Consider the following 15,901-nt stretch of genomic DNA (forward strand, 5'->3'; position numbering starts at 1 on the left):
GCTTACATGCGGAAATGTTCCCCCAGATAAACGCGGCGCACCGATTCATTGGCGATGATCTCGTCCGGGCTGCCGCTGGCCAGCACGGTGCCTTGATTGATGATGTAGGCGCGGTCGCAAATGCCCAGCGTTTCGCGCACGTTATGGTCGGTAATCAGCACGCCGATGCCGCGTTCTTTCAGGAAGCGCACGATGCGCTGGATTTCGATCACCGCGATCGGATCGATCCCGGCAAACGGTTCGTCCAGCAATACAAAACGAGGGCTGGTAGCCAGTGCGCGGGCGATCTCGACCCGTCGGCGTTCGCCGCCCGATAACGACAGCGCCTGGCTTTCGCGCAATTTTTCAATTTGCAATTCGTGCAGCAACTGGTCGAGTCGCGCATCGATCAGGGCCTTGGGCAGCGGTTTTCCGTCTTGTTGCTGCAGTTCGAGCACGGCGCGAATATTGTCTTCCACGCTGAGTTTGCGAAATACTGAGGCTTCCTGCGGCAGATAAGACAGGCCGAGTTTGGCGCGGCTGTGGATAGGCAGATACGAGATATCGACACCGTCGAGATCGATCTTGCCGCCATCCGACGGCACCAGTCCGACGATCATGTAAAACGAGGTGGTCTTGCCGGCACCGTTAGGGCCGAGCAAGCCGATGACTTCGCCGCTGGCAACTTCCAGCGAGACATCGTGCACTACCTGACGTGCGCCGTAGCTTTTCTTCAAGCCACGGACGATCAGCGAACTACTGGTCATTTGCTTTCCTCTTTTGGAGCTGGCACGGCCAGCGGTGCCGTGTTGGGCGCAACCGGCGTCGGCGCCAGCGTAGACGATGATGTTGGCGTTGGCGTTGGTGTTTGCATTGGCGAGGCAGTCGGCGCTGGCGCGGCTACCCGTGGCTGCAGGACGGCGGTGACGCGGCCTGCGCCCGTCTTGCTGACACCGTCAACGGTATTGTGGACGGCATAAAATTCTGCCCGGCTGTCATACGAAATGAATTGGCCGCGCACATCGTCAGTTACTTTGGTGCCTTCCAGCCGCTTCATGTGCGCCTTGGAAAACAGTTTGGCGATTTCCACCTTGCTGTCGTATTCGATGCGTTCGGCTTCGCCTTCAATCCACAGGTCAACGCCGCCGTCGCGTTTCTGCCTGAAGTTAGCCAGTTTCCCAGGATCGGCGTACAGCGTTGCAAACTGATAGCCGGCCGGGTCGGTAGTGACGACCACGCGGTCGGCCTTCATGATCAGCGTGCCGCGCGTCAGAACTACGTTGCCGATAAAGATGTTGACCTGCTGCACATCGTTATAACTGAGCTGATCGGCATTGATGACGGTTGGCTTGAACGAGTCGGCTTTTTCTGCGTGGGCGATACGCGCCACACACAAGAGGGTCAACAGGCTCAGTAAAAAAATGCGATTCATGAATTTTCCTGCCCAATATAAAAATGCAAATCGGCAACGGCGGACGGTCAGCGCGCCGGTGTCGGTGGTGGTTGATAGAGGCCGTTGACGCGGCTGCTGAGATGGAAGTCGCCGGTGACATTGTTGACGGTCATGCCCACGCCATCGAGTACCGATTTCCCTAGCGTGATGTGAACCGGCTTGTCGGTCTTGGCGATTTCATCGTCGGGCAGCATCAGCAGGTATTCGGTGGTCATGTGCATGGGTTCGGCTTTCTGCGTCGCGCCGCGATCCACATTCACATCGTCATACATATGAATTTTGCTGTTGTCGTCGGTGATGATGGCGCGCTTGGAGCGCATGCTCATCGGTGTTTTTGCCGGCGACAGGTTGTTGATGATAGGGAGTGTCACTTCAAACGAATCGTCGGTAGGGAAATGAATCAGCTTGAGGCCCGAGATATCGTAGTCCGGCGTGCCGGCCAGGGTCATTCTGACGTAGCGGAATTCGTCGATGTAATAGTCGGGACGCCCTGCATTGCGCTTGTTGGCCGCATCGTCATCCTGGCGCGCGGTTTGCAGTACCCAGAAACTGCCGAGCGCGCCGAAAATCAGCAGCACCAGAAAAACAACAGCGCCTATGCGCTGCGTCGAGCGGCTTTTCAGTTGCGCGCTCATGTCAGATACGGAGCCAGTGCCGCCTCATAATTTCCCTGCGCATGCAGGATCAGATCGCAGATTTCGCGCGCTGCGCCGTGGCCGCCGCCGGCTTCGGTGAGGTAATGCACACGCTGTTTTACTTCGGTATGCGCACCGGCGACCGCTGCGGCAAAGCCGACGCGGGTCAGGATAGGCAGGTCGATCAGGTCGTCGCCCAGGTAACCGCAGTGCTCTTCGCTCAGGCCGACTTGCGCCAGCAATTGCGCCAATGCGCTGCGCTTGTCATGCACGCCCTGAAACAGATGCGCAATGCCCAGATCGCTGGCGCGTTTTTGCAGGATGGGCGACTGGCGCGCGGTGATCAGCGCAGTGGGGACGCCGGATTGCTGTAGCAAGCGAATGCCCAGGCCATCGAGTACATTAAAACGCTTCAGGACTTCGCCGTCCACGCCGTAATGCAGACCGCCATCGGTCAGCACGCCGTCGATATCGAAAATCATCAGTTTGACGCCAGCGGCGCGATGCATTGCATCGATGGAGGCCTTGCCGAATACAGTCGCGCGTGCCATCAGATCACCTTGGCGCGGGTCAGGTCATGGATGTGCAGCGCGCCGACCAGCCGGCCGGCGGTGTCGCCCACCAGTAATTGATTGATGCGGTATTGCTCCATGACTTCCACGGCTTCGACCGCGAGTTGATCCTGACCGATCAGGCGCGGCTGCGGCTGCATCACGTCGGCAATCAGCGCATGTTTGAAATCGACGCCGCGTTCCAGCAGTCGGCGCAGATCGCCATCGGTGAATACACCTATGGGTTTGAAGTCAGCGTCCACCACCGCGGTCATGGCCATGCCCTTGCGGGTAATTTCCATGAGCGCGTCCGACAGCGACATCTCCGGCGTGACCGCAGGAATTTCGTCGCCGCTGCGCATGACGTCGCGTACGCGGGTCAGCAGGCGGCGGCCCAGAGCGCCTCCGGGATGGGAGCGGGCAAAATCTTCTTCGCGGAAGCCGCGTGCGTCCAGCAAGGCCACTGCCAGCGCATCGCCCATCGCCAGCGTGGCGGTGGTGCTGGCGGTCGGGGCCAGATTGAGGGGGCAGGCTTCCTGATCGACGCTGACATTCAAATGGGCGTCGGCCAGTTGCGCCAGCGCGGAGTCGGGGTCGCCGGTCAGGGCAATCGATTTCGCGCCCATGCGCTTGATGAGGGGGACGATGGCCATCAATTCGGCGGTTTCGCCGGAATTGGAGATGGCAATGACGACATCTTGCCCGGTCACCATGCCGAGGTCGCCGTGGGCGGCTTCGGCCGGGTGCATGAACAGCGCCGGCGTGCCGGTGGAGGCCAGCGTGGCGGCGATTTTTCGCGCGATATGTCCGGATTTGCCTATGCCCGAGACGACCGCCCGGCCTTTGCAGTGATACAGCAGGCTGACGGCCGCGATAAAGGAAGCCGCGGCAGCGCTGCTATCGTCTACCAGACGGTGCTTCAGCGCCAGTACGGCGTCGGCTTCGATTTGCAGGGTGTCGCGGCCCAGTTGCAGCGCACGCAGCCCGGTTTCGGCAGAAAAGGGAGCGGCTGTTATTTTGTGATCGATTAAACTCATCCCGGGAGTATAAACGAATAAGAAAGCAAAAAACTTGCCAGTTACTTATCGTATTAATCGTAGTTTTTTAGTTTTACGTTTATTAAATATAAAAGGCCGCTGGCGTAAGTCCTGGTTTTACGGAAAAGTTGGCAGAGAGATATTCGGCAAGGCCGCTGAACGGGTTCCCGGGCGCGGTGCATTACTTTCGCCGTGATAGGCAAACACCACCGACGATTTGACGCGGTCGCTGGAATTTCTGCCTGCGGCATGAAACAAGCCGCTGTGAAACAGCACCACGTCGCCGGCCTCCAGTAACAAAGGCACGCCCAGAGCGAACAGCGCCTGATTGGCCGCCACTTCCGGCCGCAGAAAATCGAGATCGTCCATTTGTTCCGCTTGCAGCTTGAGCAGATGCGAGCCGGGAATAACGCTTAACCCGCCGTTTTCTGTCCGTTCTGCGCCGAGCGCCAGCCATACCGAAATCAGATCAGGCCGTTCGAACGACCAATAGCGGATGTCGCGATGCCAGCCGGTTGCCGTACCGAAATCGGGGTGCTTGGTCATTACGCAATTATGGTGGGCGAGCGGCAGGCTGACCGGTTCCTCAAACAACTGCGTCAGTATGGCGACCAGCGCCGGGTCACTCGCCCAGTCGCGGAAGGCCGGATCGCGGTCGTAAGCCCCGCGCAGGCGGCGCACCGTGCGCCCGCCTTCACTGGTCAGCGACGCCGGTGCGCCGGGATAGCCCACTTCGGCTTCATATTCCAGCGGCGCGACGGCGCGCTGCAAATGATCGGCAGTTACCGCCAGCATGCGTTCGCAGCTGGCAGCCGGTACCAGGCCGCGCAAAATCAGATAACCGTCGCGCCGGAAGTCGGCGAGACGTTCGGAGGACAGCAATGAGGACGGTAATGCGGGTGTAGCGGCAGACATACGCGTTTTCCGATTTAGTGTTTTTTCTCAAGCAGCGGGGCCAGATACTTACCGGTGACGCTGTGCGGATTGAGTGCCACCTGCTCCGGCGTACCGGTCGCGATGATGAGACCGCCGCCCGCGCCGCCTTCGGGGCCCAGATCGATCAGCCAGTCGGCGGTTTTGATCACATCCAGATTGTGTTCGATGATGACCATGGTATTGCCCTGATCGCGCAAACGGTGGATGACTTTGAGCAGCAGGTCGATATCGTGGAAATGCAGACCGGTGGTTGGCTCATCCAGGATATACAGCGTGCGGCCGGTATCGCGCTTCGAGAGTTCCAGCGACAGCTTGACGCGCTGCGCTTCGCCGCCCGACAGCGTGGTGGCGCTCTGACCCAGCCGGATGTAGCCGAGGCCGACATCGAGCAGCGTGTGCAGCTTGCGCGCAATCAGTGGCACCGGTTTGAAAAAGACATGCGCTTCTTCAACCGTCATGGCCAGCACTTCGGTAATGTTTTTGCCCTTGTACTGCACTTCCAGCGTTTCGCGGTTGTAGCGCTTGCCGTGGCAGACGTCGCAGGGAACATACACGTCCGGCAGGAAGTGCATTTCTACCTTGATTACGCCGTCGCCCTGACAGGCTTCGCAGCGGCCGCCCTTGACGTTGAAAGAAAAACGTCCGGCCGAATAGCCGCGTTCTTTCGATGTTGGCACGGTGGCAAACAGGTCGCGGATAGGCGTGAACAGTCCGGTGTACGTCGCCGGATTGGAACGTGGCGTACGGCCGATAGGGGCCTGATCGACCGCAATCACCTTGTCGAAATGTTCCAGTCCGCCGATGCTTTCGTGCGCTGCCGGTTCCGCTTGCGATCCGTACAGATGGCGCGAGGCGGCCAGGTACAGCGTATCGTTGACCAGCGTCGATTTACCGGAACCGGAAACGCCGGTGATACAGGTCAGCAAGCCGACTGGCAGGACAAAATCGACATTCTTCAGATTGTTGCCGCTGGCACCGGTAATTTCCAGTTGCCGTTCGGGATCGGGCGCGGTACGGGTTTTGGGCACAGCGATAGAGAGACTGCCGTTGAGGTATTTGGCGGTGAGCGACTTCTTGCTTTTCAGGATATCTTCCAGCGTCCCCTGCGCGATGATTTCGCCGCCATGCACGCCGGCGCCCAGACCCATGTCGACCACGTAGTCGGCGGTGCGGATGGCGTCTTCGTCATGCTCGACGACCAGCACGCTGTTGCCGATATCGCGCAAATGCTTGAGCGTTTCGATCAGGCGGTCGTTATCGCGCTGATGCAGGCCGATGGACGGTTCGTCCAGCACATACATCACGCCGGTCAGGCCGGAACCGATCTGCGAGGCCAGCCGGATGCGCTGCGCTTCGCCGCCGGACAGGGTATCGGCGCTGCGTTCCAGCGACAGATAATCAAGACCGACGTTATTGAGGAAGGTCAGGCGCGAGATGATTTCCTTGACGATGCGGTCGGCGATTTCTTTTTTAGCGCCGGTCAGCTTGAGCTTTTGGAAAAACTCCAGCGTTTGCCGCAAAGGCATAGCGGCCACTTCATAAATCGCACGCTCCTGGCGACCAGTGCCGACCTTGACGAAGCGCGCTTCCACCCGCAGACGAGCGCCGTGGCAGGACGGACATTCCTTTTCATTGATGAACTTGGCCAGTTCTTCCTTGACGGCCACCGAATCCGTTTCGCGGTAGCGGCGCTGCAAATTGACGACGATGCCTTCAAAGGCGTGTTCGCGAATCACGGCGCGGCCGCGCTCGTTGACGTAGCTGAACGGCACCAGTTGCTTGCCGGAACCGTACAGCACCACTTCCTGTGCTTTGGCAGGCAGTTTTTCAAAGGGCGTATCGAGTTCGAATTCGTAGAAGCTGGCCAGATTGGACAGCATCTGGAAATAAAACTGGTTGCGTCTATCCCAGCCCTTGACCGCGCCGCTGGCCAGCGACAGGTTAGGGAAGGCGACGATGCGTTTAGGATCGAAGAATTCGATGTGGCCGAGACCATCGCATTCGGGGCATGCGCCCATAGGATTGTTGAAGGAAAACAAGCGCGGCTCCAGCTCTTGCAGCGAGTAGCCGCAGGCCGAGCAGGCGAATTTATTGGAAAAAACGAGTTCCTTGCCGCTATCCATTTCCAGCACGATAGCGCGACCATCCGCCAGCCGCAGCGAGGTTTCAAAACTCTCCGCCAGCCGCTGTTTTACTTCCGCATTGACCTTGACGCGATCTACCACCACGTCGATGGTGTGTTTTTCCGTTTTCTTCAGTTTCGGTAAATCGTCGGCTTCGTAGATTTTCCCGACGCCGGTGCCGCTCTGGATACGGAAACGGACGAAACCTTGCGCCTGCATCTGTTCAAACAGATCGACATGCTCGCCCTTGCGGTTGGCCACGACCGGTGCGAGGATCATCAGCTTGGTATCTTCTGGCATCGCCAGCACGGCATCGACCATTTGCGACACCGACTGCGCGGCCAGCGCGTTTTCCGGGTGATCCGGGCAATAGGGCGTGCCGACGCGGGCATACAGCAGTCGCAGGTAATCGTGGATTTCGGTCACGGTGCCGACGGTCGAGCGGGGATTGTGCGAGGTGGCTTTTTGTTCAATCGAAATGGCCGGCGACAAGCCTTCTATCAGGTCAACATCCGGCTTTTCCATCAATTGCAAAAATTGCCGCGCGTAAGACGACAGCGATTCAACGTAGCGCCGCTGACCTTCCGCGTACAGGGTGTCGAACGCCAGCGATGATTTGCCCGAACCGGACAGCCCGGTAATGACGACCAGCTTGTTGCGGGGTAAATCGAGGTTGATATTTTTCAGATTGTGCGTGCGGGCGCCGCGAATGCGAATTTCTTCCATGGATGCTTTCAGCTTGAGTTTTCCAGAGGCGGAAAAAGCCGCCAATGACAATAATGGAACAGAGTGCCGCGATCCTGGCTGGAGGAGCGAACCCGGTACTATATCAGGTGTGGCTGGTCGCTGTGGGATGGGGCAAAGCGCGGGGAGGGGCATCGCGATGTGACCGTGCCTTTGACCGTGCCTTTATCGCGCCTTTGATGCCGGCAGTGTGACAATGGGTATCATCGTCCTGGTACTGGATTGATGCTGGATTGGCGGCGTGACACCTGATTTCTCTCTGATCCTCCGCAGGCAGCAGAAAATTGCGCCTGATTCCGCCCGTAAGACGTGAAATGCCCCGTATGCCAATATAATGTCAGCAGTCCTGCGTCCCGAACGCATCCCGAATGCATCCTGTTTTCGTCGAAACCCATTTCCATGCCGTCATTGCCAAAGATTTCCTCCGCTCGCACTGACCGCCTCCACGCCTCCTGGCGCGCACGTTTTTCGCCGGACGCCACCTCGCTGGTACTGCTGGTGCTGCTGCTATTGGCGGCGCATTTGTTGCTATGGACTTTGCTGACCGGCATCAGCCATCGCTCGCCCGACCTGGACAACATGGAAGAACTGGTCTGGGGCAGCGTTATCGAGTGGGGCTACTACAAGCACCCGCCCCTGCCGTCATGGATCATTTACGGGCTGACCAGCGTATTCGGCCGCTCGGTCTGGGTAACTTTTTTTGCCGGGCAACTGAGCGTGGTGCTGTCGCTATGGATGGTGTGGCGACTCGGATGCGAAATGACTTCGCAGAAAAATGCGCTGATAGCGACGTTACTGATCATGCCGATCACCTACTACACGACCCGCGGCCTGATTTCCAATCACAACACCTTGCAGTTGTGGAGCATTGCCGGATGTATCTGGATGTTCTACCGCTCCTGGCGCTACGAGCGCATGCGCGACTGGCTGGGCCTGGGGATTTTTTGCGGCATCGCGCTCTTGTCGAAATACAGCGTGGTAGTGCAGTTCGCGGTGTTCTTCCTGTTCCTGTTGATCGACGGTCGTCTGCGCTATGCCCGGGTATGGAAAGGCATCGCGCTGGCCGCCGCACCGCTGTTGCTGATGATGCTGCCGCATGTGCTCTGGTTGCAGCGGCAGGTGATGACCCCGGTGGGCTATGCCAGCGAATCGCTGACACGGGAAAGCACTCGTCTGGAAAATCTGGAAATGGTGCTCGACATGCTGACCACCACTCTGGCTCGACTGGCACCGATGCTGCTGGCCTTGCTGGTGATTGTCTGGTGGCAGCGGCGGCGCATATCGGCCGCACTGGCTACCGATGCCCCAGCCGGGCGCGGCATCCGCCTCAGCGAGAGCCTGCGCCCTGAAGACCGCAAATTCATTTTGCTGGTGGGATTAGGCCCCTTGGTCTTGACGCTGGTGGCAGTGCTGATCCTGAAGGCCCCCCTGATTGCCGACTGGACTACCAGTTATTACATGCTGTTCGGCTTTTTTGCATTCTGGTGCCTGAACGCTGACCGACCCGGTACTGGCAAACCCACGAGCAGCGCGCTGCTGCGCATTTGCCTGACTGTCATCGTGACCATCCAATTGTGTACCGTCATCGGGTATGCGCTGGTACGCGGGCCTTTGTCGGATATGTTCGGTTACGCCACGCGCGCCAATTTTCCGGGGGAGGACATTTCCCTCGCCATGCAGCAGGAGTGGCGCAGTCATGTGAATACGCCCCTGACACTGGTGGCCTCCGATACCTGGCTGGGCGGCAATATCGCCGTACACGCCAGCCGCGACGTCCGAGTGCTGATCGACGGTGATGTGGAAAAATCGCAATGGGTAACCGCAGAGCAGGCAGCCTCTTGCGGCATGTTGCTGGCGCTCAATCGCAGCGACGATGCCGCCGATGGCATCCCCCCGAAAGTGGAAGAATTGATGTTGCAAGCCAAGTGGCGCGGCACTTTGCAATTGCCCGCTACCCGCAAGATGGATGGCCCGCAAGTGATCGTGGAGTGGGGCATCATTGCCCCGACCGCTGCCTGCCGGCCCGGCACCTGAAGTAGATGATTGCCGCACTCACCTGATCAACCGACGCAATGACGCCCATGACCGAGACCTCCTCCGCCCTTTTTTCGCCACGTCCGCAGCCAGCCTGCATTTCCTGCGTGCTGCCGGCTTTCAACGAATCGGCCCATTTGTCCGCTTTTCTGGGCGATCTGCAACGTACTCTGAGTACGCTGGCCACGACTTATGAAATCATCGTCGTCAACGATGGCAGCAGCGACGCCACCGATGAAGTGATGCGTGCCCATTTGTCGCAACCGGGCATTCGTTATCTGAGCCTGTCGCGCAATTTCGGCAAGGAAGCCGCGCTGACCGCAGGCATCGACTGCGCGCGCGGCGATGCGGTGATTCTGATGGATGCCGATTATCAGCATCCGCTGGAATTGCTGCCGCAAATGGTCGGCCTGTGGCGTACCGGTTACGACATGGTGTACGGCGTGATTGCCGACCGCCGCGATGAGTCCCTGCTCAAGCGCTGGGGCACCAATCTGTTTTACCGCATCATGGAAAGCGGCACGTCCATCAATATTCCGCGTAACGCCGGCGATTTTCGTCTGATGGACAGGCGCGTGGTGGCGGCCTTGCGCCAACTGAGCGAACGCAACCGCTTCATGAAGGGTTTGTACGCGTGGGTTGGTTTCAATAGCGTGGCGCTGCCCTTCGTGCCACATGCACGCGCGACCGGCGTTTCCAGTTTCGGACTGCGTGGTCTGGGTCGTCTGGCGCTGTCAGGGCTGACGGCGTTTACCACCTTGCCGTTGCGGATATGGAGCGCAGTGGGCGCGGTGATTTCGCTGATCTCCATGTTGTATGCGCTGGAAATCGTGGTGGAAACGGTCTTTTTCGGCAATCCAACGGCGGGTTGGTCCACGCTGGCGGTCGGCCTGATGTTTTTCTCGGGAGTGCAACTGATTTCCATCGGCATTCTCGGCGAATACATGGGCCGCATCTACGATGAAGTCAAACGCCGTCCGTTGTATCTGGTCGCGCAGGATGTCGACAATGGCATGGCGGCCGGGGCAGAAATCAGCGATGCAGAGCATAGGCAAGGTGACGATGCGCGCTCCTGAAGTATTGCGGCTGCTGCGCTTCGGCATCATTGGCGCGGGCGCGGCGGCGATTCATTATGCGACGGTGGTTGCTTTGGTCGAGACGCTGGCGGTCGCGCCGCTGGTGGCCAATGTCGCCGGTTTTGCGCTGGCATTCTGGTGCAGTTTTTTCGGTCATCGGCACTGGACCTTCGGCGATCATCAGGTGGTCAGCGAAGGCGCATCGGCGCGCCGCTTTTTAATGACGGCGCTATTCGGTTTCGCACTCAATGAAGGTCTGTTTTATCTGCTGCTGCATGTGGCAGCGCTGCGCTATGAGTGGGCGCTGGCGATTGCCGTCGTGGTGGTGGCAGGCGTGACGTATGTGCTGAGTCGGCTGTGGGCGTTCCGGCGGGTGGCGGTCGTTACTCACTCAGTTTCGTCTGATCTGCCGGGTGATGACGCATGATGGCGCCGATTCCTATCGCCCTGTGCGCTGACGATTACGCGCAGAACGCCGGTGTCGATGCTGCCGTGTGCGACTTGCTGCATCAGCAGCGTTTGAGCGCCACCAGTTGTTTTAGCACCGCACCGCGCTGGCTGTCGCATGCCGCACCGGCCCTGCGTGAGCTGCCAAGAACCGGACGCGCCGATATCGGCTTGCATTTCAATCTGACCGAAGGTTTCGGTCAGCCCTCTCCGTTTGGTTTGTCGCCGCTGATTTTGCGTAGTTTTATGCACGCGCTCGACCGCGACTGGCTCACGCGCACCTTGCATGCGCAACTCGATGCGTTCGAGATGGGCTGGGGCGGCGCGCCCGACTTTATCGATGGCCACCAGCATGTGCATCAATTGCCGCTCGTGCGTCAGGTGCTGTTGCAGGTGGTGCAGCAACGCTATGCCGGTCAGCCGCTGTGGATACGCAATACCCTGCCGGCCGATCTGCGCTGGGGCGGCAAGTCGCGCATTTTGCAATGGCTGGGCGGGGCGGCACTGGCGCGTGATCTGCAACGTGCGGGACTGCATAGCAATCGCGGATTTGCCGGGGTGTACGGTTTCGACCGGTCCGATTACGATGCCTGCTTCGCCGGCTGGTTAAAGGCGGCTGCGCCGGGCATGCTGATCATGTGCCATCCTGCGACTGAAATACACGGCGGCGATCCTATCGCCGCGCAGCGGCTGGTCGAATATCGCTTCCTGCGCTCGCCTGAATTTACTGCAATGCTGGCCAGCGCAGGGGTACATCTTGCTCCCTTGTCTTCCTTGCGCGGATAGCGCTATCTGCATGGATTTCGGCATTGGTATCGGCAGTGACGCCGGCAGTGATGCCGGCAGTCAACTCCACAGTGCTACCATCCCGTGGCTGGCATAGGCCGCCACCGGCGCGGCAACGCTCCTTTCCCTCATCCGCTTTTACCTGTCTGTTCATGATAACCAGCCCGCTTTCGCCTCCACTCTCTGTAACGGAAAAATCCGGCATGTCCGGCATGGAAATACGCGCCAGCGCTTCGCTGGCCTCGATTTTTGCCTTGCGCATGTTGGGTCTATTCCTGTTCCTGCCGATCTTTGCGGTCTATGCCAAAACTCTGCCGGACGGTGCCAACGCCAGTCTGGTCGGGCTGGCCATGGGCATGTACGGCCTGGCCCAGTCCTTCGGGCAAATCCCCTTCGGCATGGCTTCCGACCGTTATGGTCGCAAGCGCATCATCGTGATTGGCCTCATTTTGTTTGCCATCGGCTCTTTCATCGCCGCCAGTGCCGATAGTGTTTTCTGGATCATGATCGGGCGGGCAGTGCAGGGCGCAGGGGCCATTTCCGCAGCGATCACGGCCTTCATTGCCGACTCCACGCGTGAACAGCACCGCACCAAGGCCATGGCGATGGTCGGTGCCAGTATCGGGCTGACCTTTGCGGCATCGATGGTGATCGCACCGCTGCTGTATAGCTGGATAGGGATGAGCGGAATTTTCGTGCTGACTGGCGTGCTGTCGCTGGCGGCGATCGGCGTGGTTCTGTTCGTCGTGCCGGATGCGCCGATGGTGAGTGCCGGTCGTGTGCCGCTGATGCAAATAGTGAAGCATGGCGAATTGATGCGACTCAATTTCGGCGTGTTCGTGCTGCACATGGGACAGGTGGCAATGTTCATGGTGCTGCCGTCGGCCATGGTGCAATACCTGGGTCTGCCGGTGGAGCAGCACTGGAAAGTCTATCTGCCGGTGGTGCTGGCCTCTTTCCTGTTCATGCTGCCGCCCGTTTTCATCGGTGAAAAACACGGCAAGATGAAGCAAGTCTTTGTACTGGCGATTGGTTTGCTGCTGGCGGTGCAGGCCGGTATGTGGGCGGCGCTGTCGCATCCGGGCACGCATTGGGGCGTGCTGGTCGGCTTGCTGCTGGCTTTTTTCATTGCCTTCAATGTACTGGAAGCGTGTCAGCCCTCGCTGGTTTCACGGATCGCGCCGCCGTCCTCCAAGGGCTCGGCGCTGGGCGTGTACAACACGCTGCAATCGCTGGGCTTGTTTGCCGGCGGTGCCATTGGCGGCCTGCTGCGCCAATATGAAGGACCGGCCTCGGTTTTCATCTTGTGCGCGGTAGCGACGGCGATCTGGCTGGTCGTGGCGCTGAAGATGAAAAATCTGCCAAGGCGGGGGCAGGCCTGACGGTGATTTGTCTTTTTCCAAAGAAAAAAAGCGATGTAATGGGTGATGCGACTGCCAAGTTGACTATCAATCATCCGGGCGGCGCGTTCCAGTAACTACGTCCATTGTCAGTTACTACAGCCATCTTCTGAAAACGTCACAAACAACGCAAAAACAACGCAAAAACAACGCAAAAACAACGCAAAAACTCACTCCGAAAAATGCGTGGCGATAAAGCCGCGCAGCCACACATTGCCGGGGTCCTGATTGTAGCGACGGTGCCAGAAAATATTGGTTTGCAGCGCGGGCAGCCGCAATGGCGGGCGCAGATAGCTCAGGTTGAAGGGCGTTGCGGCGCGTTCCGCCAGTTTTTGCGGCACGGTCACTACCAGATCGGTGCTGCTGAGGATATACGGCACTGCCGTGAAATGCGGCACTCTGTAGGTACCGCGAAAACCCGCCTGTTCCAGCTTCTGATTGATTTTGTCGTAGGGACTTTCCAGCGAGTCGACAATCAGATGCTGCGCCGCCTGAAATTCGCGCAGTCCCGGTTTGCCTTCGCTCAGCGCATGTCCGTTCCGAAACAGACTGACGTAGTGCTGCTCGAATAAGCGTCGCTGATACCAGCCGGTGGAAACGTCGTCGAAAGCGCCTATGGCCAGATCGACCCGTCCGGCCGCCATTTCCGTATTCAAATCCAGATTCCCGGCGCGCACCGTGGCGATCTGCACCTGCGGCGCGGCGCTGCTGGCTTTTTCCATCAGCACCGGCATGAAATACACCTCGCCGACATCGGTCATGGCAATCGTGAACTGCCGCTGACTGGTGGCGGGATCGAATTCCTGCTCCCGATTCAGCGCCCGCGTCACTTGCGCCAGCGCGCTGGCGATCGGTTCGGCCAGCTGCTCCGCAAACGGGGTCGGCTGCATGCCCTGCGCTGTGCGCACGAACAATTCATCGTTGCAGGTACGACGCAATCGGGCCAGTGCATTGCTGACCGCCGACTGCGACAAGCCCAGTCGCTTGGCAACGGCCGAAATCTGGCGTTCCTGAAATATCTCCTGGAAAACCACCAGCAGATTCAAATCGATATCGCGGACTTCTACCATTATTGATTTCGTGAATGATTTACATTTTTGTATTTATATACCAAAAATTGGCGGCATGCACTAGAGTCTCGCACACCCAATAAAAAACAAAAGAGCCTTCGATCAAGCTACTGCGCGCTGTCATTTCCCTGCGGTGACGCTCTCCGTACTTGATTTCAGGTTCCAAAAAAATAACGGTGATGCACATGCATTGCCGCTATCCAGACATCCTTAAGGAGGAGACGATGAAAACAAACGAGATCAATATCGATCAGGTAGTAGAGCAAAGCCGTGTTGGCGCATTTCAGATCGGTTTACTGGTGCTGTGCGGGCTGTGCCTGATCATGGATGGCTTCGACATTCAGGCAATGGGCTATGTCGCGCCCGCCATCATCGGCGACTGGCACATCAGCAAAGCCAGTCTGGGCCCGGTATTCGGTGCAGGGCTGTTCGGCATGCTGCTCGGTTCGCTGATATTGACCCCCGTGGCAGATCGTTGGGGACGACGTCCGGTGCTACTCGTTTCGACCTTTTTCTTTTCCGTTTGCATGCTGGTGACGACGCAGTTGCAAAGCCTCGACAGCTTGCTGATTGTGCGTTTCATCACCGGTCTGGCGTTGGGCAGCATCATGCCGAATGCCATGGCGCTGGTGGGTGAATATAGCCCGTCCGGTTCGCGTGTCACCCGCATGATGTGGATTTCCTGCGGCTTTACCGTCGGCGCGGCCATGGGCGGTTTTGTCAGCGCGGCGCTGATTCCGGCCTTCGGCTGGCGCGCCGTGTTCTGGGTGGGCGGACTGGTGCCGCTGGCGCTGTGGGTGGCGATGCTGTTCTGGCTGCCGGAATCGATGCAATTCCTGATCGTGCGCAAACGCCCGCTGGAACAGGTCAAACGCTGGCTGCATAAACTCGATCCGGCGCTGAAGATCGATGCCGACAGTCGCATTGTCGCGCAAGAAGCGCCCGCCACCGGGATGCCGGTCGCCGAGTTGTTCCGCGGCGGTCGTGCCAACGTCACGCTGCTGCTGTGGCTGATCAGCTTCATGAATCTGATCAATTTGTATTTCTTGTCGAACTGGCTGCCGACCCTGATCAAGGACGCCGGTTATTCCACTCAGGCCGCCTTGCTGATCGGCACTTCCTTGCAGGTCGGCGGCATCGTCGGTACGCTGGTGCTGGGCAGCGTCATCAAGCGCGTCGGCTTTACACGCGTGTTGGGAAGCTGTTTTGTCGCCGCGTGTATTGCGATTGCCATGATCGGGCAGGTGGCCGCTATTCCGGCGCTGCTGTTCATCAGCGTCGTGGTGGCTGGGTTTTGCGTGGTGGGCGGACAACCGGCGGTCAATGCGCTGGCCGGGACGTATTACCCCACGGCCTTGCGTTCGACCGGTATCGGCTGGGCGCTGGGCATAGGCCGCATCGGTTCGGTTCTCGGGCCGGTGATTGGCGGACAGTTGATTGCCATGCAGTGGTCGAACGGATCGCTGTTTATGGCGGCGGCAGTACCGGCCGTGATTTCTGCATTGACCGTAGCGCGGCTGCACTGGAGTAGTCGTTCATTCAAGTAAGGGAACCACTGATTACGCTACTGCGCGGCGCAATCTCAGGACAGCGATGCTCACCGTACGCAAAGTACGACTGCGCTTCCTAT

14 protein-coding genes are annotated in these 15,901 nt (G+C 58.9%); 6 read left to right on the forward strand and 8 right to left on the reverse strand.

Going from position 1 to position 15,901, the window contains the following annotated elements:
- Positions 1–2: 2 nt before the first annotated feature.
- The 7 genes from lptB to uvrA form a co-directional block, all read right to left on the reverse strand.
- Entirely contained in the window at positions 3–746 is a 744-nt protein-coding gene (gene lptB / locus RGU70_RS05555) for an LPS export ABC transporter ATP-binding protein (protein WP_322208395.1), read from the reverse strand.
- On the reverse strand, positions 743–1,411 hold the full coding sequence (gene lptA / locus RGU70_RS05560) for a lipopolysaccharide transport periplasmic protein LptA (RefSeq protein WP_322208396.1): 669 nt from the start codon (positions 1,409–1,411) through the stop codon (positions 743–745). Before lptA ends, lptB begins: the two co-directional genes overlap by 4 nt.
- A gap of 47 nt (positions 1,412–1,458) precedes the next feature.
- The gene (lptC, locus tag RGU70_RS05565) at positions 1,459–2,067 is read right to left on the reverse strand and encodes an LPS export ABC transporter periplasmic protein LptC (protein WP_322208397.1); all 609 of its coding nucleotides are present in this window, start codon (positions 2,065–2,067) and stop codon (positions 1,459–1,461) included.
- Positions 2,064–2,618: a KdsC family phosphatase gene (locus RGU70_RS05570; protein ID WP_322208398.1), complete on the reverse strand. Its 555-nt coding sequence runs from the start codon at positions 2,616–2,618 to the stop codon at positions 2,064–2,066. Before RGU70_RS05570 ends, lptC begins: the two co-directional genes overlap by 4 nt.
- A complete protein-coding gene (locus tag RGU70_RS05575) occupies positions 2,618–3,655 on the reverse strand; it encodes a KpsF/GutQ family sugar-phosphate isomerase (RefSeq protein ID WP_322208399.1) in 1,038 nt (345 codons plus the stop codon). The genes RGU70_RS05570 and RGU70_RS05575 overlap by 1 nt, the downstream gene beginning before the upstream one ends.
- Positions 3,656–3,772: 117 nt before the next feature.
- Entirely contained in the window at positions 3,773–4,570 is a 798-nt protein-coding gene (locus tag RGU70_RS05580; RefSeq protein ID WP_322208400.1) for a phytanoyl-CoA dioxygenase family protein, read from the reverse strand.
- A gap of 14 nt (positions 4,571–4,584) precedes the next feature.
- Positions 4,585–7,440 (reverse strand): excinuclease ABC subunit UvrA, encoded by a 2,856-nt coding sequence (gene uvrA / locus RGU70_RS05585; protein ID WP_322208401.1) that lies wholly within the window; start codon positions 7,438–7,440, stop codon positions 4,585–4,587.
- A 417-nt stretch (positions 7,441–7,857) separates the two neighbouring features.
- Here uvrA and RGU70_RS05590 point away from each other — a divergent pair, with 417 nt between their 5' ends.
- The 5 genes from RGU70_RS05590 (at position 7,858) to RGU70_RS05610 (ending at position 13,183) form a co-directional block, all read left to right on the forward strand.
- A complete protein-coding gene (locus RGU70_RS05590) occupies positions 7,858–9,492 on the forward strand; it encodes a glycosyltransferase family 39 protein (protein ID WP_322208402.1) in 1,635 nt (544 codons plus the stop codon).
- Positions 9,493–9,539: 47 nt separating this feature from the next.
- Positions 9,540–10,568, forward strand: coding sequence for a glycosyltransferase family 2 protein (locus tag RGU70_RS05595; protein ID WP_322208403.1), 1,029 nt, complete (start codon positions 9,540–9,542; stop codon positions 10,566–10,568).
- Positions 10,555–10,995, forward strand: coding sequence for a GtrA family protein (locus tag RGU70_RS05600; protein WP_322208404.1), 441 nt, complete (start codon positions 10,555–10,557; stop codon positions 10,993–10,995). Before RGU70_RS05595 ends, RGU70_RS05600 begins: the two co-directional genes overlap by 14 nt.
- Positions 10,992–11,801, forward strand: a complete 810-nt coding sequence (locus tag RGU70_RS05605; RefSeq protein ID WP_322208405.1) for a ChbG/HpnK family deacetylase — start codon at positions 10,992–10,994, stop codon at positions 11,799–11,801. The genes RGU70_RS05600 and RGU70_RS05605 overlap by 4 nt, the downstream gene beginning before the upstream one ends.
- A 203-nt stretch (positions 11,802–12,004) precedes the next feature.
- Positions 12,005–13,183 carry an MFS transporter gene (locus RGU70_RS05610; protein ID WP_322208406.1) on the forward strand — a complete coding sequence of 393 codons (1,179 nt, stop codon included), beginning with the start codon at positions 12,005–12,007 and terminating at the stop codon, positions 13,181–13,183.
- A 188-nt stretch (positions 13,184–13,371) separates the two neighbouring features.
- Here the strand turns inward: RGU70_RS05610 and RGU70_RS05615 are convergent, their stop codons facing one another.
- Complete coding sequence (locus tag RGU70_RS05615) at positions 13,372–14,271, reverse strand: LysR family transcriptional regulator (RefSeq protein ID WP_322208407.1); 900 nt, start codon at positions 14,269–14,271, stop codon at positions 13,372–13,374.
- 224 nt (positions 14,272–14,495) lie between these two features.
- Here RGU70_RS05615 and RGU70_RS05620 point away from each other — a divergent pair, with 224 nt between their 5' ends.
- Positions 14,496–15,818 carry an MFS transporter gene (locus tag RGU70_RS05620; protein WP_322208409.1) on the forward strand — a complete coding sequence of 441 codons (1,323 nt, stop codon included), beginning with the start codon at positions 14,496–14,498 and terminating at the stop codon, positions 15,816–15,818.
- Positions 15,819–15,901 lie beyond the last annotated feature (83 nt).

This window comes from Herbaspirillum sp. RTI4, from assembly GCF_034313965.1.
Lineage (GTDB): Bacteria > Pseudomonadota > Gammaproteobacteria > Burkholderiales > Burkholderiaceae_D > Herbaspirillum.